The organism is Citrobacter sp. CK198, assembly GCF_030333295.1.
Classification (GTDB): domain Bacteria; phylum Pseudomonadota; class Gammaproteobacteria; order Enterobacterales; family Enterobacteriaceae; genus Citrobacter_B; species Citrobacter_B koseri.
Window position 1 is genome coordinate 36,945 of sequence record NZ_JAOWGE010000006.1, and the last position, 18,532, is coordinate 55,476.

The following is an 18,532-nucleotide window of genomic DNA, read 5'->3' on the forward strand; positions in this document are numbered from 1 at the left end:
GGTAAACTATGCGGGATTACGGCCAGGCACGACGATTCTGGCCCTTAACTAATGACGAGAAGATTAAAGGTATCTCATGGCTGAATGGAGCGGCGAATATATCAGCCCATACGCTGAGCACGGTAAGAAGAGTGAGCAAGTCAAAAAGATTACGGTTTCCATTCCTCTGAAGGTGTTAAAAATCCTCACCGATGAACGCACGCGTCGTCAGGTGAACAACCTGCGTCACGCCACCAACAGCGAACTGCTGTGTGAAGCGTTTCTGCATGCCTTTACCGGGCAACCATTGCCGAACGATGAAGACTTGCGTAAAGAGCGCAGTGATGAAATACCGGAAGAGGCCAAAATCATCATGCGTGAACTGGGGATCGACCCGGATACGTGGGAGTATTGATTTTTTTGCCGGATAGCGGCGGAAGGATTCAGTATCGCAGGTACTGATAAGCGTCAACGCCATCAGGCAAAGACAAAAAAAGCGCCTTTCGGCGCTTTTTTCTTTGACAGCAATAACTTATTTGCTGCCCGGGATGCTGAAACGCTTGTTGAAGCGGTCAACACGGCCACCGGTAGCAACATCACGCTGTTTGCCAGTGTAGAACGGGTGGCATTTACCGCACACGTCCAGGTTCAGGTCGTGACCTGCAGTAGAGCGGATTTTGATGACATTACCGCAAGAGCAGTTTGCAGTAATTTCTTCGTATTTCGGGTGAATATCTTTTTTCATGGGGAAACCTCGGTTTAAGGCCGCGTCGCTCTTCCAGCCCTAACGCCAGACACCACGCGATGTTGATAGTATAGGTCGATGATACAAATGTGTATCAAAGGCGGCGAATCATACAGAATTTGACCAGCGTATGCAAACTGATCCGCGCTCCCTCATCACAATGTGTATACTAACCCGCCAGAATTCAAGTCAGCCAGGATGATTACATGCCCGTCGCGCACGTTGCCTTGCCCGTTCCGCTACCCCGCACCTTTGACTATCTCTTGCCAGAAGGCATGACCGTCAAAGCCGGGTGTCGGGTGCGCGTGCCGTTTGGCAAACAGCAGGAACGCGTCGGGATTGTGGTGTCGGTCAGCGAGCAAAGCGAACTGCCGCTTAACGAACTGAAAGCGGTCGTTGAGGTACTGGACAGCGAGCCGGTCTTTTCCCCCTCCGTCTGGCGTTTGCTGCTTTGGGCGGCGGATTACTACCACCATCCAATGGGTGACGTTCTGTTTCACGCTCTACCGATTTTGCTGCGCCAGGGGAAACCCGCCAGCAACGCGCCGATGTGGTACTGGTTCGCCACCGAAGACGGCCACGCTATCGATCTCAATAGCCTGAAGCGCTCGCCTAAACAGCAACAGGCGCTGGCCGCGCTGCGGCAGGGGAAGATCTGGCGCGACCAGGTGGCGGATCTTGAATTTAATGACGCGGCGCTCCAGGCGCTGCGTAAAAAAGGACTGTGCGAGCTGGCGAGCGAAACGCCCGGCTTTAGCGACTGGCGCACTCATTACGCCGTCTGTGGCGATCGGCTGCGTCTCAATACCGAACAGGCCACCGCCGTTGGCGCCATCCACAGCGCGTCGGACAGCTTTTCTGCCTGGCTGCTGGCGGGCGTTACGGGTTCCGGTAAAACAGAGGTCTATCTCAGCGTACTGGAAAACGTCCTCGCTCAGGGCAAACAGGCGCTGGTGATGGTGCCGGAAATTGGCCTGACGCCGCAAACCATCGCCCGCTTTCGCGAGCGCTTCAACGCCCCCGTCGAAGTTCTGCACTCCGGGTTAAATGACAGCGAACGTCTCTCAGCCTGGCTGAAAGCCAAAAACGGCGAGGCGGCGATTGTCATCGGCACCCGCTCATCGTTGTTTACGCCGTTTAAAAACCTCGGCGTCATTGTGATCGACGAAGAGCATGATAGCTCCTATAAGCAGCAGGAAGGCTGGCGTTACCACGCCCGCGACCTGGCGGTATACCGCGCTCACAGCGAACAAATCCCGATTATTCTCGGCTCGGCAACACCGGCGCTGGAGACGTTATGCAACGTGCGACAAAAAAAGTACCGCATGCTGCGCCTGACGCGCCGGGCAGGCAACGCACGCCCTGCCCTCCAGCATGTGCTGGATTTAAAAAGCCAGAAGATCCAGGCCGGGCTGGCTCCCGCGCTTATCGCCCGTATGCATCAGCACCTGCAGGCAGATAACCAGGTCATTCTCTTCCTTAACCGCCGGGGATTTGCTCCTGCGCTGTTATGCCACGACTGCGGCTGGATTGCCGAATGTCCGCGCTGCGATCACTATTACACGTTGCACCAGGCGCAACACCACCTGCGCTGTCACCATTGCGACAGCCAGCGCCCGATACCGCGTCAGTGCCCTTCCTGCGGCTCCACGCATATGGTGCCGGTCGGGTTAGGGACAGAACAGCTTGAGCAGGCGTTGGCGCCCTTCTTTCCCGGCGTGCCGGTCTCGCGCATCGACCGCGACACCACCAGCCGTAAAGGCGCGCTGGAGCAGCATCTGGCGGAAGTCCATCGCGGCGGCGCGCGCATTTTGATCGGCACGCAAATGCTGGCGAAAGGGCACCATTTCCCGGACGTTACCCTGGTGGCGCTGCTGGACGTTGACGGCGCGCTGTTCTCGGCGGATTTCCGTTCGGCGGAACGTTTTGCCCAGCTTTACACTCAGGTTTCCGGCCGCGCCGGACGCGCCGGAAAACAGGGCGAGGTGGTATTGCAGACCCACCATCCAGAGCACCCTTTGCTGCAAACCTTGCTGCACAAAGGCTATGACGCTTTTGCTGAACAGGCGCTGGCCGAGCGGCAAACGCTGCAACTTCCGCCGTGGACCAGCCATGTGATTGTGCGGGCAGAAGATCATAACAACCAGCAGGCGCCGGTGTTCCTGCAACAGCTGCGTAATCTGATTCAGGCCAGCCCGCTTGCGGATGACAAGCTCTGGGTATTAGGCCCGGTGCCTGCGCTCGCGCCAAAACGCGGCGGCCGCTACCGTTGGCAAATTTTGTTGCAGCATCCGTCGCGAATTCGTCTGCAACATATCGTCAGCGGCACGCTGGCGCTCATCAATACGCTACCCGAATCCCGCAAGGTTAAATGGGTGCTGGATGTCGATCCCATTGAGGGATAACGGGTCACGATGCGAGGCGGATCGTAAAATTAAATATCCATCACACTTTTTATGAAAATTCTGTAACCGCTTCCATTAACTATCTGATAAAAATGTTTTCGATGTGAGTTAAACAAGGATAGTTCTGCGCCTGATTTCCCAGGCGAGGAGAGAGTGTGAAACCGAAGAAACAGGTTGCTGCCGCTACAATGAAAGATGTTGCTATGAAGGCGAAAGTCTCAACAGCAACCGTGTCCCGTGCGTTAATGAACCCGGATAAAGTCTCCCAGTCGACCCGTAACCGGGTTGAACAGGCGGCGATGGAGGTGGGATATTTACCGCAATCAATGGGGCGAAATAGCAAACGGAATGAATCACGCACCATCCTGGTGATCGTCCCGGATATTTGTGATCCCTTTTTCAGTGAAATCATCCGGGGCATTGAGGTTACCGCCGCAAGCCACGGATATCTGGTGTTGATTGGTGACTGCGCGCACCAGAATCAGCAAGAAAAGACCTTTATCAATTTGATCATCACCAAACAAATTGATGGCATGTTATTGCTCGGTTCACGCCTGCCGTTCGACGCCAGCATTGAAGAGCAACGAAATCTGCCGCCGATGGTGATGGCCAACGAATTCGCGCCGGAGCTGGAGCTGCCTACCGTTCATATTGATAACCTGACTGCGGCCTTTAACGCCGTAAATTATCTGCATGAACAGGGGCACCAGCGTATCGGATGCATTGCCGGGCCGGAGGAGATGCCGCTGTGCCACTACCGTCTGCAAGGCTATGTGCAGGCGCTGCGTCGCTGCGGCATTACCGTCGACCCGCATTATATCGCCCGGGGCGATTTCACCTACGAGGCGGGCGGTCACGCGCTGCAACAGCTGCTTGCGCTTCCGCAGCCTCCGACCGCCGTGTTCTGTCACAGCGACGTTATGGCGCTCGGCGCGCTCTCCTGGGCCAAGCGTCATGGTCTGAAAGTCCCTGACGATCTGTCCATCATTGGCTTTGATAACATTGCGCTGGCGGAATTTTGCGACCCGCCTCTGACGACGGTTTCACAGCCGCGCTTCGATATCGGGCGCGAAGCAATGCTGCTCTTGCTCGACCAGCTACAGGGGCAAAATGTCAGCAGCGGCTCGCGCTTGCTGGACTGCGAGTTAATTATTCGTGGTTCGACGCGAGCCTTAACTTAAACCTTTAAGACTCACCTATCTGGTCAAAAGCCCGCCGCTTAAGTAACATGGCGGGCTGACGAACGAATAAATACAGCGAAACGATAGTGGCACAACGAGATTATGTACGTCGCGGTCAACCGGCACCTTCGCGGCGCAAAAAGAGCACCTCACGGAAAAAGCAACGCAACACGCCTGCGGTTTCACCCGCAATGGTCGCTATTGCGGCGGCTGTCCTTGTGGCCTTTATCGGGGGTCTGTACTTCATTACTCATCACAAAAAAGAAGAGTCCGAAACGCTGCAAAGCCAGAAAGTGACCGGCAACGGGCTGCCGCCGAAGCCGGAAGAGCGCTGGCGCTACATTAAAGAGCTGGAAAGCCGCCAGCCGGGCGTGCGTGCGCCAACCGAGCCTTCTGCGGGCGGCGAAGTGATGAACCCGGAGCAGCTCACCAGCGAGCAGCGTCAGCTACTGGCGCAAATGCAGGCGGATATGCGCCAGCAGCCGACCCAGCTTAACGAAGTGCCGTGGAACGAACAGACGCCTGAACAGCGTCAGCAGACATTGCAGCGCCAGCGTCAGGCACAGCAGCAGGTACAACAGCAGCAGTGGGCTAACACCCAGCCGGTTCAACAGCCGCGTACGCAGCCACGCGTGACGGAGCAACCGTACCAACAGCCACAGCAGCAACCGCGTACGGCGCAGACTGCACCTGCACAGCAGCCACGCCAGACGCAGCAGCCGAAGCAGACGACATCCCAGCAGCCTTATCAGGACCTGTTGCAGACGCCTGCGCACACCACGACTTCTCAGCCTAAAACGCAGCAGGCCGCGCCGATCGCGCGTGAACCTGAAGCGCCAAAACAGACGGCAGAGAAAAAAGATGAACGTCGCTGGATGGTGCAATGCGGCTCCTTCAAAGGCGCCGAGCAAGCGGAAACCGTGCGCGCCCAGTTGGCTTTTGAAGGCTTTGACTCCAAAATCACCACCAACAACGGGTGGAATCGTGTGGTCATCGGCCCAGTCAAAGGCAAAGAGAATGCAGACAGCACCCTTAACCGCCTGAAGATGGCGGGCCACACAAACTGCATTCGACTCGCCTCCGGGGGTTGAAACCCCCAAAATCCCCCCCATTTATATTTGCATTATGCCCCGTACCGCGTGCGGGGCCTGTATTCTGCATTTGTAACCAAGGGGTCTGCTCGTGACAACAATAGTAAGCGTACGCCGTAACGGCCATGTGGTAATCGCCGGTGATGGTCAGGCCACACTGGGCAATACCGTAATGAAAGGCAACGTGAAGAAAGTTCGCCGTCTGTACAACGATAAAGTCATTGCGGGATTTGCAGGGGGAACGGCAGACGCATTCACGCTGTTCGAACTGTTTGAGCGTAAACTGGAAATGCATCAGGGCCACCTGGTCAAAGCCGCCGTTGAACTGGCGAAAGACTGGCGTACCGACCGTATGCTACGCAAGCTCGAAGCGCTGCTGGCCGTCGCAGATGAAACCGCTTCACTGATCATCACGGGTAATGGCGATGTCATACAGCCGGAAAATGATCTGATTGCTATCGGCTCCGGTGGTCCCTACGCCCAGGCTGCGGCACGCGCACTGTTAGAAAATACCGAACTGGGCGCCCGCGAAATTGCTGAAAAGGCGTTGGATATTGCAGGCGATATCTGCATTTACACCAACCACTTCCACACCATTGAAGAATTACCGTCTAAAGCGTAAGGATCTCCCATGTCTGAAATGACCCCACGCGAAATCGTCAGCGAACTGAACAAGCACATCATTGGCCAGGACAACGCCAAGCGTTCCGTGGCGATTGCTCTGCGTAACCGCTGGCGCCGCATGCAGCTCAACGAAGAGCTGCGCCATGAAGTGACGCCAAAAAATATTCTGATGATCGGCCCGACCGGCGTAGGTAAAACCGAAATCGCGCGTCGCCTGGCAAAACTGGCCAACGCGCCGTTCATCAAAGTTGAAGCGACAAAATTCACCGAAGTCGGTTATGTGGGTAAAGAAGTGGATTCCATTATCCGCGACCTGACCGACTCCGCGATCAAGATGGTGCGCGTTCAGTCTATTGAGAAAAACCGCTACCGCGCAGAAGAAATGGCGGAAGAGCGTATTCTCGACGCGCTGATCCCTCCGGCGAAAAATAACTGGGGTCAGGCTGAGCAACAGCAAGAGCCGTCCGCCGCGCGCCAGGCATTCCGCAAAAAACTGCGTGAAGGCCAGCTCGACGATAAAGAAATTGAGATCAATCTCGCAGCCGCACCGATGGGCGTTGAAATTATGGCGCCTCCGGGAATGGAAGAGATGACCAGCCAGTTGCAGTCCATGTTCCAGAACCTGGGCGGCCAGAAACAAAAACCGCGTAAGCTGAAAATCAAAGACGCGATGAAGCTGTTGATTGAAGAAGAAGCGGCCAAACTGGTGAACCCGGAAGAGCTGAAACAGGAAGCCATCGACGCCGTTGAACAGCACGGAATCGTGTTTATCGACGAAATCGACAAAATCTGTAAACGCGGCGAATCCTCTGGCCCGGACGTTTCCCGCGAAGGCGTACAGCGCGACCTGCTGCCGCTGGTAGAAGGCTGCACCGTCTCTACCAAGCACGGTATGGTGAAAACCGACCACATCCTGTTTATCGCCTCCGGCGCGTTCCAGGTGGCGAAACCGTCTGATCTGATCCCCGAGTTGCAGGGGCGTCTGCCGATTCGCGTTGAGCTGAAAGCGCTGACAACTGAAGATTTCGAACGCATTCTCACCGAGCCGAACGCGTCCGTTACCGTTCAGTACAAAGCGCTGATGGCGACCGAAGGCGTGGACATCGAGTTTACCGAGTCCGGCATCAAACGCATTGCCGAAGCGGCATGGCAGGTAAACGAAACCACCGAAAACATCGGTGCGCGTCGTCTGCATACCGTTCTGGAACGTCTGATGGAAGATATCTCCTATGACGCCAGCGATCTGAATGGTCAGAGCATAACAATTGATGCGGAATATGTGAGCAAACATCTGGATGCGCTGGTCGCAGATGAAGATCTGAGTCGTTTTATCCTATAATCGCGTTCAATGCATTTTCATCACTGTTGATGGGGCTGAAAAGCCCCATTTTTATTGGCGCTAAATATGACTGAACAACAACAAATTAGCCGCTCCCAGGCCTGGCTGGAAAGTTTACGACCGAAAACGCTGCCGCTCGCGTTTGCGGCAATCATCGTCGGTACAGCGCTGGCATGGTGGCAAGGGTACTTCGATCCCCTGGTTGCGCTGCTGGCGTTAATCACCGCCGGGCTGCTGCAAATCTTATCGAACCTTGCCAACGATTATGGCGACGCCGTCAAAGGCAGTGATAAGCCTGACCGCATCGGGCCGCTGCGCGGGATGCAAAAAGGGGTGATCACCCGGCAGGAGATGAAGCGGGCGCTGATCATTACCGTGGCGCTGATTTGCCTCTCCGGTCTGGCGCTGGTGGCTGTCGCATGTCATACGCTGGCGGATTTTGTCGGATTCCTGGTGCTGGGCGGCCTGTCGATTATCGCCGCGATTACCTACACCGTCGGGAACCGTCCTTACGGCTATATTGGTCTGGGCGACATTTCCGTGCTGGTGTTCTTCGGCTGGCTCAGCGTAATGGGCAGTTGGTATCTACAGGCGCATACGCTCATTCCTGCGCTTATCTTACCTGCTACCGCCTGCGGACTGCTGGCGACCGCCGTGCTCAACATCAACAATCTGCGCGATATCAACAGCGATAAAGAAAACGGTAAAAACACGCTGGTGGTACGTTTAGGCGCGGTTAACGCACGTCGTTATCACGCCTGCCTGTTGATGGGTTCACTGGTCTGCCTGGCGCTGTTTAACCTGATTTCACTGCAAAGCCTGTGGGGATGGCTGTTCATCCTGGCCGCACCGTTACTGATTAAACAGGCGCGTTATGTGATGCGTGAAATGGAACCCGCTGCGATGCGCCCGATGCTGGAACGCACCGTTAAAGCCGCGCTGTTGACTAACCTGCTGTTTGTCGTCGGGATTTTCTTAAGCCAGTGGGCGGTTTAACTGACAAATATCAATGAACAATTGATGATTTTGCAAACAGTACGCATAGCGCGATATACTAAAAATTCTCGCAGCAACTGAACGTTAAGCCTATGAAATACGATACTTCCGAGCTTTGTGACATCTACCAGGAAGATGTCAACGTCGTGGAACCACTGTTCTCTAACTTTGGAGGGCGGTCGTCGTTTGGCGGACAAATCATCACGGTAAAATGTTTCGAGGACAACGGGTTGCTCTACGATCTGCTCGAACAGAATGGCCGTGGTCGCATTCTGCTGGTCGATGGCGGTGGTTCTGTCCGTCGCGCGCTGGTCGACGCCGAACTGGCGCGTCTGGCTACGCAGAATGAATGGGAAGGGCTGGTCATCTACGGCGCGGTGCGTCAGGTGGACGACCTGGAAGAGCTGGATATCGGCATCCAGGCGCTTGCCGCGATTCCGGTAGGCGCCGCAGGTGAAGGAATCGGGGAAAGCGACGTCCGCGTCAATTTTGGCGGCGTGACCTTCTTCTCCGGCGATCATCTCTACGCCGACAATACCGGGATAATCCTCTCCGAAGACCCGCTTGATATCGAGTGATCAAAAAAGGCACCGTAAGGTGCCTTTTTTATTGCGTTGCCGCTCATAAACGATGCCGACTGTAGGCCTGATAAGCGTAGCGCCATCAGGCGATATTGCAGTGCCGGATGGCGGCTTACGCCTTATCCGGCCTACAACGCTGAGCGCAGCCAACACCGCTACGGCTCAGACTTCTTCCATACGACCCAGCAGCGCCTGCAAACGATCCTGCCACCCGCTCTGCTGTTCTTTCAGATGGCTGTTCTCACGCTCCAGTTCTTCACGCTGATGCTGAGCAGACTGTACATCCTGCGCCAGGCTGTTGTTTTTTTCTTTCAGCTCTTCGATTTCCATCTGCAAAAGCGTAATGGTATCAATCGCCTGCTGTACTTTTGCTTCCAGTTTCTCAAACACTTCTAATGACATGGCCATACCTCTCCTGAATTGCAAGGCGACGCTTCACGTAAACGCGCACAATATATAGTGCCGATTGTATGAAGCCGCGCCATCCCTGTCCAGCGACATACCGCGTAGATTGCGGTTTGCAACACTTTTCATCCTTGTCCTGGTGACATAACTCACATAACTCTAAAGTGTTAACATATTGGTTAATGAAATGATTCAGCTCACACTCCTGGTTTGTCGTAAAACGCGCTTCATGGCGCGATAACGCTCATTTTATTGACGCAGTACACACATTTTGATTTCGATATTTCTCGTTTTTGCTCGTTAACGATAAATTAACAGTATGCCTACAGGCATCGAAGGCGTCAGTGACCTCTTCGCAAACAATAAACATTAAACTCTCTTCAGGATCCGATTATGAGTCAAACATCAACCTTAAAAGGCCAGTGCATTGCTGAATTTCTCGGTACTGGGTTGTTGATTTTCTTCGGTGTGGGTTGTGTCGCTGCTCTTAAAGTAGCAGGTGCTACTTTCGGTCAGTGGGAAATCAGTATCATCTGGGGTCTGGGGGTGGCGATGGCTATCTACCTGACAGCAGGTGTCTCCGGCGCACATTTAAATCCAGCCGTAACAATCGCACTGTGGCTGTTTGCCTGTTTCGACAAACGCAAAGTTGTTCCTTTTATCATTTCTCAAGTTGCCGGCGCGTTTTGCGCAGCGGCATTAGTTTACGGGCTTTACTACAATCTTTTCGCTGATTTTGAACAAACGCACCACATCGTCCGTGGCAGTATCGAAAGTGTTGATCTGGCTGGCACTTTCTCAACATATCCAAATCCACATATCAATTTTGTGCAAGCCTTCGCGGTTGAGATGGTAATTACCGCTATTCTGATGGGGCTTATTCTGGCGCTGACCGATGATGGTAACGGCGTGCCGCGCGGCCCACTGGCTCCTCTGCTCATTGGTTTACTGATCGCAGTAATTGGCGCCTCTATGGGGCCACTGACCGGGTTTGCGATGAACCCGGCGCGTGACTTCGGCCCGAAACTGTTCGCCTGGCTCGCTGGCTGGGGGAACGTTGCCTTGACTGGCGGTAAGGATATTCCTTACTTCCTGGTGCCGATGTTCGGCCCGATTGCGGGCGCCATTCTGGGCGCATTCGCCTATCGTAAACTGATTGGCCGCCATTTGCCGTGTGATACTTGCGTGGTTGAAGAGAAGGACACCACCACTACCGCACAACAAAAAGCTTCGCTGTAATGTGACTACGGGACAAAAAAATTATGACTGAGAAAAAATATATCGTTGCGCTCGACCAGGGCACCACCAGCTCCCGCGCCGTCGTGATGGATCACGATGCGAATATCGTTAGCGTGTCGCAACGTGAATTTGAGCAAATCTACCCGAAAGCAGGCTGGGTAGAACACGACCCAATGGAAATCTGGGCCACCCAAAGCTCAACGCTGGTTGAAGTGCTGGCGAAAGCAGACATCAGTTCCGATCAGATCGCAGCAATCGGTATTACTAACCAGCGTGAAACCACCATCGTCTGGGAACGTGAAACCGGCAAACCGATTTATAACGCAATTGTCTGGCAGTGCCGCCGTACCGCCGAAATCTGCGAACGCCTGAAGCGTGACGGCATGGAAGATTACATCCGCAACAACACCGGTCTGGTGATTGACCCGTACTTCTCCGGCACCAAAGTGAAGTGGATTCTCGATCACGTAGAAGGCTCCCGTGAGCGCGCACGTCGCGGTGAACTGCTGTTCGGTACGGTGGATACCTGGCTTATCTGGAAAATGACGCAGGGACGCGTACACGTCACGGATTACACCAACGCTTCACGTACCATGCTGTTCAACATCCATACCCTGGACTGGGATGACAAAATGCTGGATGCGCTGGATATCCCGCGCGCTATGCTGCCGGAAGTGCGTCGTTCTTCAGAAGTGTACGGCCAGACGAACATCGGGGGTAAAGGCGGCACGCGTATTCCAATCGCCGGGATCGCCGGTGACCAGCAGGCGGCGCTGTTCGGCCAGCTGTGCGTCAAAGAGGGGATGGCGAAAAACACTTACGGCACCGGCTGCTTTATGCTGATGAACACCGGCGAGAAAGCGGTTAAGTCCGAAAACGGACTTTTGACCACCATCGCCTGTGGCCCGACCGGCGAAGTGAACTATGCGCTGGAAGGGGCGGTGTTTATGGCTGGCGCATCCATTCAGTGGCTGCGTGATGAGATGAAACTCATCAGCGACGCATTCGACTCTGAATATTTCGCTACCAAAGTGAAAGACACCAACGGCGTATACGTTGTTCCGGCCTTTACCGGTCTGGGCGCGCCGTACTGGGACCCGTATGCGCGCGGTGCCATCTTCGGCCTGACCCGTGGCGTAAACTCCAACCACATCATCCGTGCAACGCTGGAATCGATCGCTTACCAGACGCGCGACGTACTGGAAGCGATGCAGGCGGACTCCGGTATTCGCCTGCACGCCCTGCGCGTTGACGGCGGCGCGGTTGCCAACAACTTCCTGATGCAGTTCCAGTCAGACATTCTTGGTACGCGCGTTGAGCGCCCGGAAGTGCGCGAAGTGACGGCGCTGGGTGCGGCGTATCTGGCAGGTCTGGCGGTGGGTTACTGGCAGAACCTGGATGAGTTGCAGGAAAAAGCGGTCATTGAGCGTGAATTCCGTCCAGGCATCGAAACCACCGAGCGTAACTTCCGTTACAGCGGCTGGAAAAAAGCGGTCAAACGCGCCCTGGCGTGGGAAGACCACGAAGAGTAATACTGATCTGCCGGATGGCAGCTTCGCTTATCCGGCCTACAGGCTACATGCTTGTGTAGGCCGGGTAAGGCAACGCCGCCACCCGGCAAGTAATCTGTGCGAAAGTAACCCCCGAGCATATCAATTATTCCCACCCTCCCCTGTGCTACACTTCGCGCCATTCCTTTCTGCTACGAGTTTGCTATGAGACGAGAACTTGCCATCGAATTTTCCCGCGTAACGGAAGCGGCAGCGCTGGCTGGCTATAAATGGCTGGGACGCGGCGACAAAAATACCGCTGACGGCGCGGCGGTAAACGCCATGCGTATTATGCTCAACCAGGTCAATATTGACGGCACCATTGTCATCGGCGAAGGCGAGATTGATGAAGCGCCCATGCTGTTTATCGGTGAGAAAGTCGGCACCGGCCGTGGCGATGCGGTAGATATCGCCGTCGACCCTATCGAAGGCACCCGTATGACGGCGATGGGCCAGGCGAACGCGCTGGCAGTTCTGGCGGTCGGCGACAAAGGCTGTTTCCTCAACGCGCCGGATATGTACATGGAAAAACTGATCGTCGGGCCGGGCGCTAAAGGATCTATCGACCTGAATCTGCCGCTGGCGGACAACCTGCGCAACATCGCAGCCGCCCTCAGCAAACCACTCAGCGAACTGACGGTTACGATTCTGGCCAAACCGCGTCATGACGCGGTGATTGCAGAGATGCAGCAGCTTGGCGTGCGCGTATTCGCCATTCCTGATGGCGACGTGGCGGCCTCTATTCTGACCTGTATGCCGGACAGTGAAGTGGACGTGCTGTACGGCATTGGCGGCGCGCCGGAAGGCGTTGTCTCCGCAGCGGTGATTCGTGCGCTGGATGGCGACATGCAGGGCCGTCTGCTGGCGCGTCACAACGTCAAAGGCGACAGCGAAGAGAACCGCCGCATTGGCGAGCAGGAGCTGGCACGCTGTAAAGCTATGGGCATTGACGCCGGTAAAGCGCTGCGTCTGGACGAAATGGCGCGCAGCGATAACGTCATCTTCTCCGCCACCGGGATCACCAAAGGCGATCTGCTGGAGGGGATTAGCCGCAAAGGCAATATCGCTACCACCGAAACGCTGCTGATTCGCGGCAAATCGCGCACTATCCGCCGTATTCAGTCCATCCACTATCTGGATCGCAAAGACCCGGATGTGCAGGCGCATATCCTGTAACTGATTTGTTCGATTGAGCCTTCCGGCCCTTCGGGGCTGGAAATCTTTCGTTCAACGAACGAAGATAAGGGTATTGCAGCAGACAGGAGAAGATCATGGCAGATTGGGTAACAGGAAAAGTCACGAAGGTACAGTACTGGACCGACGCCCTGTTTAGTCTGACCGTTCACGCCCCCGTTCATCCCTTCACCGCAGGCCAGTTTACCAAGCTCGGACTGGAGATCGATGGCGAACGCGTACAACGCGCCTATTCCTATGTGAATGCGCCCGATAATCCCGATTTAGAGTTTTACCTGGTGACGGTTCCCGAAGGCAAACTCAGCCCACGTCTGGCGGCGCTTAAACCTGGCGATGAAGTACAGGTGGTGAGTGAAGCGGCGGGGTTCTTTGTTCTGGATGAAGTGCCTGACTGCGACACCCTGTGGATGCTGGCGACCGGAACAGCCATTGGCCCTTATTTGTCGATTCTGCAACTCGGTAAAGACCTGGAGCGCTTTAACAACCTGGTACTGGTGCATGCCGCGCGTTACGCCGCTGATTTAAGTTACCTGCCGTTAATGCTGGAATTGCAAAAGCGCTACGAAGGCAAGCTGCGCATTCAAACTGTCGTCAGTCGGGAAACCATCGCAGGCTCGCTTACCGGGCGCGTCCCCGCGCTGATTGAAAGCGGCGCGCTGGAAGCGGCGGTCGGTTTACCGATGGACACCGAGACCAGCCATGTGATGCTGTGCGGAAATCCGCAGATGGTGCGTGATACGCAACAGCTGCTGAAGGAGACCCGGCACATGACCAAACACCTGCGTCGTCGTCCTGGGCACATGACCGCTGAGCACTACTGGTAAGCACGGTTGCAGGCCCGGTAAGCGCCAGCGCCACCGGGCGCTCTGCCGGATAGCGGCATAAACGCCTTATCCGGCCTACGGTTTATCGCCTGCCTGAGGCTCTGCTTTAAACTTCACATCCTGCGTTTCTTTGCCGAACTTATTCTCGCCCTGAGTGCCGACAAACGCCCCCAGATCGATAAACATCATGACCAGAATGAGCGTCGGGACAAAGCGCCCCACGACCCACTGCCACATTCCCGGCAACATCACCCAATTTCCGGCCAGCAGCATCCACGCCAGAATCATCAATAACGCCCACAGGCCGGAGCGCCCCCGGTCATGCAAACGCTTAACCATGACCGCCGCCGTGGGCCAGAGCAGACACACCAGACAAAATGCCGCCGTCTGGATATCGAGTAAGTTCTTGCTCGCCAGCGAAAACAGCACCAGCATGCCGACAAACCAGAGACCGAGCCAGATCCAGAAATCACGGCGTCCAATACGCCCTTTAAATGAGAATAACCACTGCTGTATGGTCATGTAAGTTCCTTTATTATTGCCTGCGCTGTCAGTTTACCCTTTTGACAAGCCCGACAGTTATCGTTTTAATCGTGAGCAGTCCTAACGAAAGGTAAGATTGATGAAGCCAGGGTGTACACTGTTTTTATTATTGTTTTCCGCCATAACTGCGAGCACAACGGTGCTGGCGGAGGCATCGCCGTCTGCGACGACCGCGCCCTACCTGCTGGCTGGCGCGCCGACGTTTGATCTCTCCATCAGCCAGTTTCGCGAAAACTTTAATCAGCAAAATCCCCGGCTTCCACTGAACGAATTTCGTGCTATCGACAGCAGCCGCGACAGGGCGAACCTGACCCGCGCCGCCAGCAAGATCAATGAAAATCTGTACGCCTCAACGGCGCTGGAGCGCGGTACGTTAAAAATCAAAAGTATGCAGATTACCTGGCTTCCCATTCAGGGGCCCGAGCAAAAAGCCGCCAAAGCCAAAGCACAAGAGTACATGGCGGCGGTGATCCGCACCGTCGCCCCGCTTCTGACAAAAGAGCAAAGCCAGCAAAAACTGCAAAAATTACTCACAGCGGGCAAGAATAAGCACTACTACGCCGAAACGGAAGGCGCGATTCGCTATGTTGTCGCAGACAACGGGGAAAAAGGGCTGACCTTCGCTGTTGAACCGATTAAGCTAGCGCTATCGGAGAATCTGGAAGGGCTGAATTAAGTGACAAAAAGCAAAGCCTTTCGAGGGAGGGATCTCTATACTGTTTCACAGACCATGCCGTCCCTGAAGGGCGGCCATCTTCCTTAATTCGCTGACAAAGCGTGGAGAAATGAAATGCGACATCCTTTAGTGATGGGTAACTGGAAACTGAACGGCAGCCGCCACATGGTAAACGAGCTGGTGGCTAACCTGCGTAAAGAACTGGCTGGCGTTGCTGGCTGTGCAGTTGCGATTGCACCGCCGGAAATGTATATCGACATGGCGAAACACGCCGCTGCCGGTAGCCACATCATTCTGGGCGCGCAGAACGTTGACCTGAACCTGTCTGGCGCATTCACCGGTGAAACTTCTGCTGAAATGCTGAAGGATATCGGCGCGCAGTACATCATCATCGGCCACTCTGAGCGTCGTACTTACCACAAAGAGTCTGACGAGCTGATCGCGAAGAAATTCGCCGTGCTGAAAGAGCAGGGTCTGACTCCGGTTCTGTGCATCGGTGAAACCGAAGCAGAAAACGAAGCCGGCAAAACTGAAGAAGTCTGTGCTCGTCAGATCGACGCGGTACTGAAAACTCAGGGCGCTGCGGCGTTTGAAGGCGTGGTTATCGCTTACGAACCTGTATGGGCGATCGGTACTGGCAAATCCGCCACTCCGGCGCAGGCGCAGGCTGTTCACAAATTCATCCGTGACCACATCGCCAAAGCTGACGCGAAAATCGCTGAGCAAGTGATCATCCAGTACGGCGGTTCCGTAAACGCAGCTAACGCGGCAGAACTGTTCGCTCAGCCGGACATCGACGGCGCGCTGGTTGGCGGTGCTTCCCTGAAAGCTGACGCGTTCGCGGTGATCGTTAAAGCAGCGGAAGCGGCTAAACAAGCTTAATGCTGTTGTGGCGGGTGGCGCGTGCGCTTACCCGCCCTACAAAATCACAGGCCCGGTAAGCGTTAACGCCACCGGGCTTTTTTTTACAAACGCCCCAGTAAACTAAACCACACGTAATCCAGCGGCAACAGCACCAGATACGTTGCCAGCGCCAGTGCCAGACACAGCGTCATGCCTGGTTTTGCCGGGACTTTCCCTAATGCCATCGCCACCACAATCGGCGATGCCTGATACGGCAGCAGCGGCGTGGAGTACCCCAATACCTGAATCATAATCACCGACAGCAGCGGAAAACCGGTTGCGTCGGAAAAACTCTGCGCCAGCGTGGTATACAGCGCCGGAACGCCGTTCGCCGTCATAATAAAATTCAGCGCGGTGGTAATGCCGGTCAGCGCCAGGAAACTGGTGAAGGGCTTTTCCGGGTCCAGCGGCATGACATGCAACAGCGCCTCGCCCACCGCATTGCCAATGCCGGTTTGCGTCACGGTGATCGCCAGCCCCAGAATGCCTGCCACATAAATACAGGTGCGGATATTCACGCCGCTGGAAAACTCTTCCCCGTTGATAAACCCCACGCGCGGCAACAGCGTGATCACCGCCGCCGCCAGCCCGGTCCACGCCGGGCCAATACCGTGCCAGCTTTCGCTGACCCACATCGCCAGCACCACCGCCAGCATCCACGCCAGCCGTTTCTCCGCACGGCTCATCGGCGCAGGCGGCGTCAGGTCGCGAGGCGCATGCGGTTTACCGGGAAACAGCCAACAAATAAGGACGATTAACAGCGCACCTTTCAACCAGCCCAGAACAGGCGTATGCAGCAGAAGATACGGCAGATAGTTCAGGTGGATGCCATACGAACCTTCCGCCGCCCCGCTCATCACCAGGTTAGGTACATTAGCAGGCAGGATGGTCGCGGAGAGCTGGAAGGTTCCAAAGCCCACCGCAAGCGCCAGTCCGTACCAGGCGCGCGTGCCATCGGCAATCCCGGCACGTTTCGCCATCGCCGCGACAATGGGCATCAGCAGCGCGATACGCCCCATATTGGACGGCATCACAAACGCCAGCGCATAACTGAGCAGCACCACGCTTGCCACCATCAGCGGCCATGAGTCAGTCAGTCTGGCGGATAAGGCGCGCGCCGCCCTGTCTGCCAGCCCTGTTTTGCGAATCGCCACCCCCAGCACAAAACCGCTAAAAACCAGCCAGAAAGCCGACGAGGCAAAACCGCCAAAAATGACGTCCGGTGGCGCGATCTTCGCCACCATCGCCACGGTAAAGAACAGCAGCGCGGTAATAAACTCCGGCAACAGCGAGGTTGCCCAGAGCAGAATGGTCACGCCGACCACCAGCGAAGGAATGAACAGAGGGTGTGTAAGCCAGAGCGACATGCCTGTCTCCTGTTGTTTTTTTCAACAAGAATACGGAGACAGGCAGGTGGAGTAAACGCCAGATTAGGTGGGGTTACTGCAAAATCTCACATTGATGATCCTGAATTTCCTCAGCGGAAGCGAGGTTAAACGCCAGCAGGTTGCGCTGCGTCGCCAGCAAAACAAAAGAGTCGTCGCTCTGGCGCACCACCGCCAGTGCATAGCTGCCCATGTGCTCACGCGCATCCGGCACCTCTTCCGCCAGCATCATGAACGGGCTGCGTTGCGCCAGCTCGCTTTCCGTCACCCGACGCGCCAGATATTCATTCCCGCGCAATCCGCCCGGCAGCGGCAGCCAGCGGGTACTCACTTTCGCCAGATTATCATCCAGTTGCGCTCGCACATCAGGGCGCAGGCAGGAGATGTGGATATGAAAGTGGTTTTGCGTCCGCCCGGAGCGTGAGTTAATCGCCAGCGAAATGGCGCTGTCTGGAATATCTTTGCCGTACTTTTGGCTCATAAAGCTGCGCGCCTGCCAGGCTAGCCAGAAGAAGTTCGGCGTGTAGGGCTCCACCAGCAGCGGGCTTTCCGTACCGTTGATGCGGTACGTCGGCATCAACAGATACTGCAACGGGCCATTACGATCTTTAAACACGACATACCCGGCATCCGGTTTCACTTCGGCGCATGGCGCAGGATTTTGCTGTTGCAGTTGGTTCGGTACGCATTGTTGCAGAACAATATCCCGCAATGCGTTCGGATTAGCGGCCAGCTTCCAGTAGCCAATGCCCGCGACGGCGGCAACAATCACAACCGCCAGCAAAAAATAACCTGTTTTTTTCATTACTCATTCCCTGTCTCTTATTGACGTGCAAGAGTAACGCAAAATGATGACAAATAAAAAAGCCCGG

19 protein-coding genes are annotated in these 18,532 nt (G+C 55.5%); 14 read left to right on the forward strand and 5 right to left on the reverse strand.

The window, feature by feature from the left end:
- Positions 1 to 76 precede the first annotated feature (76 nt).
- The gene (gene metJ / locus OGY62_RS00155; protein ID WP_012133855.1) at positions 77 to 394 is read left to right on the forward strand and encodes a met regulon transcriptional regulator MetJ; all 318 of its coding nucleotides are present in this window, start codon (positions 77 to 79) and stop codon (positions 392 to 394) included.
- A 117-nt stretch (positions 395 to 511) separates the two neighbouring features.
- On the opposite strand, the gene rpmE is transcribed toward metJ, so the two are convergent.
- Complete coding sequence (gene rpmE / locus OGY62_RS00160; protein WP_024130659.1) at positions 512 to 724, reverse strand: 50S ribosomal protein L31; 213 nt, start codon at positions 722 to 724, stop codon at positions 512 to 514.
- A gap of 206 nt (positions 725 to 930) precedes the next feature.
- On the opposite strand from rpmE, the gene priA reads away from it, so the two are divergent.
- The 7 genes from priA (at position 931) to rraA (ending at position 8,938) form a co-directional block, all read left to right on the forward strand.
- Entirely contained in the window at positions 931 to 3,129 is a 2,199-nt protein-coding gene (gene priA, locus OGY62_RS00165) for a primosomal protein N' (protein WP_115615270.1), read from the forward strand.
- A 155-nt stretch (positions 3,130 to 3,284) separates the two neighbouring features.
- Positions 3,285 to 4,310 carry a DNA-binding transcriptional regulator CytR gene (cytR, locus tag OGY62_RS00170; RefSeq protein ID WP_012133858.1) on the forward strand — a complete coding sequence of 342 codons (1,026 nt, stop codon included), beginning with the start codon at positions 3,285 to 3,287 and terminating at the stop codon, positions 4,308 to 4,310.
- 86 nt (positions 4,311 to 4,396) lie between these two features.
- Complete coding sequence (ftsN, locus tag OGY62_RS00175) at positions 4,397 to 5,401, forward strand: cell division protein FtsN (protein ID WP_024130660.1); 1,005 nt, start codon at positions 4,397 to 4,399, stop codon at positions 5,399 to 5,401.
- A gap of 91 nt (positions 5,402 to 5,492) precedes the next feature.
- Entirely contained in the window at positions 5,493 to 6,023 is a 531-nt protein-coding gene (gene hslV / locus OGY62_RS00180; RefSeq protein ID WP_012133860.1) for an ATP-dependent protease subunit HslV, read from the forward strand.
- A 9-nt stretch (positions 6,024 to 6,032) separates the two neighbouring features.
- The gene (gene hslU, locus OGY62_RS00185; protein WP_012133861.1) at positions 6,033 to 7,364 is read left to right on the forward strand and encodes an ATP-dependent protease ATPase subunit HslU; all 1,332 of its coding nucleotides are present in this window, start codon (positions 6,033 to 6,035) and stop codon (positions 7,362 to 7,364) included.
- Between the two features lie 66 nt (positions 7,365 to 7,430).
- A complete protein-coding gene (menA, locus tag OGY62_RS00190; protein ID WP_047459819.1) occupies positions 7,431 to 8,360 on the forward strand; it encodes a 1,4-dihydroxy-2-naphthoate polyprenyltransferase in 930 nt (309 codons plus the stop codon).
- A gap of 92 nt (positions 8,361 to 8,452) precedes the next feature.
- Positions 8,453 to 8,938, forward strand: coding sequence for a ribonuclease E activity regulator RraA (rraA, locus tag OGY62_RS00195; protein ID WP_012133864.1), 486 nt, complete (start codon positions 8,453 to 8,455; stop codon positions 8,936 to 8,938).
- A gap of 165 nt (positions 8,939 to 9,103) precedes the next feature.
- Here rraA and zapB read toward each other — a convergent pair whose 3' ends face one another.
- Positions 9,104 to 9,349, reverse strand: a complete 246-nt coding sequence (zapB, locus tag OGY62_RS00200; protein ID WP_104867935.1) for a septal ring assembly protein ZapB — start codon at positions 9,347 to 9,349, stop codon at positions 9,104 to 9,106.
- 390 nt (positions 9,350 to 9,739) lie between these two features.
- Here zapB and OGY62_RS00205 point away from each other — a divergent pair, with 390 nt between their 5' ends.
- The 4 genes from OGY62_RS00205 (at position 9,740) to fpr (ending at position 14,153) form a co-directional block, all read left to right on the forward strand.
- The gene (locus tag OGY62_RS00205) at positions 9,740 to 10,585 is read left to right on the forward strand and encodes an MIP/aquaporin family protein (protein ID WP_012133869.1); all 846 of its coding nucleotides are present in this window, start codon (positions 9,740 to 9,742) and stop codon (positions 10,583 to 10,585) included.
- Between the two features lie 23 nt (positions 10,586 to 10,608).
- Positions 10,609 to 12,117, forward strand: a complete 1,509-nt coding sequence (glpK, locus tag OGY62_RS00210) for a glycerol kinase GlpK (protein ID WP_012133870.1) — start codon at positions 10,609 to 10,611, stop codon at positions 12,115 to 12,117.
- A gap of 183 nt (positions 12,118 to 12,300) precedes the next feature.
- On the forward strand, positions 12,301 to 13,311 hold the full coding sequence (glpX, locus tag OGY62_RS00215; RefSeq protein WP_112001490.1) for a class II fructose-bisphosphatase: 1,011 nt from the start codon (positions 12,301 to 12,303) through the stop codon (positions 13,309 to 13,311).
- Between the two features lie 95 nt (positions 13,312 to 13,406).
- Positions 13,407 to 14,153 carry a ferredoxin--NADP(+) reductase gene (fpr, locus tag OGY62_RS00220; protein ID WP_012133874.1) on the forward strand — a complete coding sequence of 249 codons (747 nt, stop codon included), beginning with the start codon at positions 13,407 to 13,409 and terminating at the stop codon, positions 14,151 to 14,153.
- A 75-nt stretch (positions 14,154 to 14,228) separates the two neighbouring features.
- On the opposite strand, the gene OGY62_RS00225 is transcribed toward fpr, so the two are convergent.
- Positions 14,229 to 14,675: a DUF805 domain-containing protein gene (locus tag OGY62_RS00225; protein ID WP_049011788.1), complete on the reverse strand. Its 447-nt coding sequence runs from the start codon at positions 14,673 to 14,675 to the stop codon at positions 14,229 to 14,231.
- Between the two features lie 100 nt (positions 14,676 to 14,775).
- On the opposite strand from OGY62_RS00225, the gene OGY62_RS00230 reads away from it, so the two are divergent.
- Together OGY62_RS00230 and tpiA are read left to right on the forward strand one after the other, a co-directional pair.
- Positions 14,776 to 15,372, forward strand: a complete 597-nt coding sequence (locus OGY62_RS00230; RefSeq protein WP_047459831.1) for a YiiQ family protein — start codon at positions 14,776 to 14,778, stop codon at positions 15,370 to 15,372.
- A 114-nt stretch (positions 15,373 to 15,486) separates the two neighbouring features.
- Positions 15,487 to 16,254, forward strand: a complete 768-nt coding sequence (gene tpiA, locus OGY62_RS00235; protein WP_024130662.1) for a triose-phosphate isomerase — start codon at positions 15,487 to 15,489, stop codon at positions 16,252 to 16,254.
- 83 nt (positions 16,255 to 16,337) lie between these two features.
- Here tpiA and OGY62_RS00240 read toward each other — a convergent pair whose 3' ends face one another.
- Positions 16,338 to 17,642, reverse strand: coding sequence for an SLC13 family permease (locus tag OGY62_RS00240; RefSeq protein ID WP_012133878.1), 1,305 nt, complete (start codon positions 17,640 to 17,642; stop codon positions 16,338 to 16,340).
- Positions 17,643 to 17,715: 73 nt separating this feature from the next.
- Positions 17,716 to 18,465, reverse strand: a complete 750-nt coding sequence (locus OGY62_RS00245) for a CDP-diacylglycerol diphosphatase (RefSeq protein ID WP_012133879.1) — start codon at positions 18,463 to 18,465, stop codon at positions 17,716 to 17,718.
- Positions 18,466 to 18,532 lie beyond the last annotated feature (67 nt).

Coding starts and splice junctions, on each gene's coding strand:
- OGY62_RS00225 (WP_049011788.1), bottom strand. CDS start 14,675: ATGACCATACAGCAGTGGTTATTCTCATTTAAAGGGCGTATTGGACGC.
- rraA (WP_012133864.1), top strand. CDS start 8,453: ATGAAATACGATACTTCCGAGCTTTGTGACATCTACCAGGAAGATGTC.
- OGY62_RS00245 (WP_012133879.1), bottom strand. CDS start 18,465: ATGAAAAAAACAGGTTATTTTTTGCTGGCGGTTGTGATTGTTGCCGCC.
- rpmE (WP_024130659.1), bottom strand. CDS start 724: ATGAAAAAAGATATTCACCCGAAATACGAAGAAATTACTGCAAACTGC.
- hslU (WP_012133861.1), top strand. CDS start 6,033: ATGTCTGAAATGACCCCACGCGAAATCGTCAGCGAACTGAACAAGCAC.
- fpr (WP_012133874.1), top strand. CDS start 13,407: ATGGCAGATTGGGTAACAGGAAAAGTCACGAAGGTACAGTACTGGACC.
- metJ (WP_012133855.1), top strand. CDS start 77: ATGGCTGAATGGAGCGGCGAATATATCAGCCCATACGCTGAGCACGGT.
- OGY62_RS00205 (WP_012133869.1), top strand. CDS start 9,740: ATGAGTCAAACATCAACCTTAAAAGGCCAGTGCATTGCTGAATTTCTC.
- glpK (WP_012133870.1), top strand. CDS start 10,609: ATGACTGAGAAAAAATATATCGTTGCGCTCGACCAGGGCACCACCAGC.
- OGY62_RS00230 (WP_047459831.1), top strand. CDS start 14,776: ATGAAGCCAGGGTGTACACTGTTTTTATTATTGTTTTCCGCCATAACT.
- priA (WP_115615270.1), top strand. CDS start 931: ATGCCCGTCGCGCACGTTGCCTTGCCCGTTCCGCTACCCCGCACCTTT.
- menA (WP_047459819.1), top strand. CDS start 7,431: ATGACTGAACAACAACAAATTAGCCGCTCCCAGGCCTGGCTGGAAAGT.
- glpX (WP_112001490.1), top strand. CDS start 12,301: ATGAGACGAGAACTTGCCATCGAATTTTCCCGCGTAACGGAAGCGGCA.
- OGY62_RS00240 (WP_012133878.1), bottom strand. CDS start 17,642: ATGTCGCTCTGGCTTACACACCCTCTGTTCATTCCTTCGCTGGTGGTC.
- zapB (WP_104867935.1), bottom strand. CDS start 9,349: ATGGCCATGTCATTAGAAGTGTTTGAGAAACTGGAAGCAAAAGTACAG.
- tpiA (WP_024130662.1), top strand. CDS start 15,487: ATGCGACATCCTTTAGTGATGGGTAACTGGAAACTGAACGGCAGCCGC.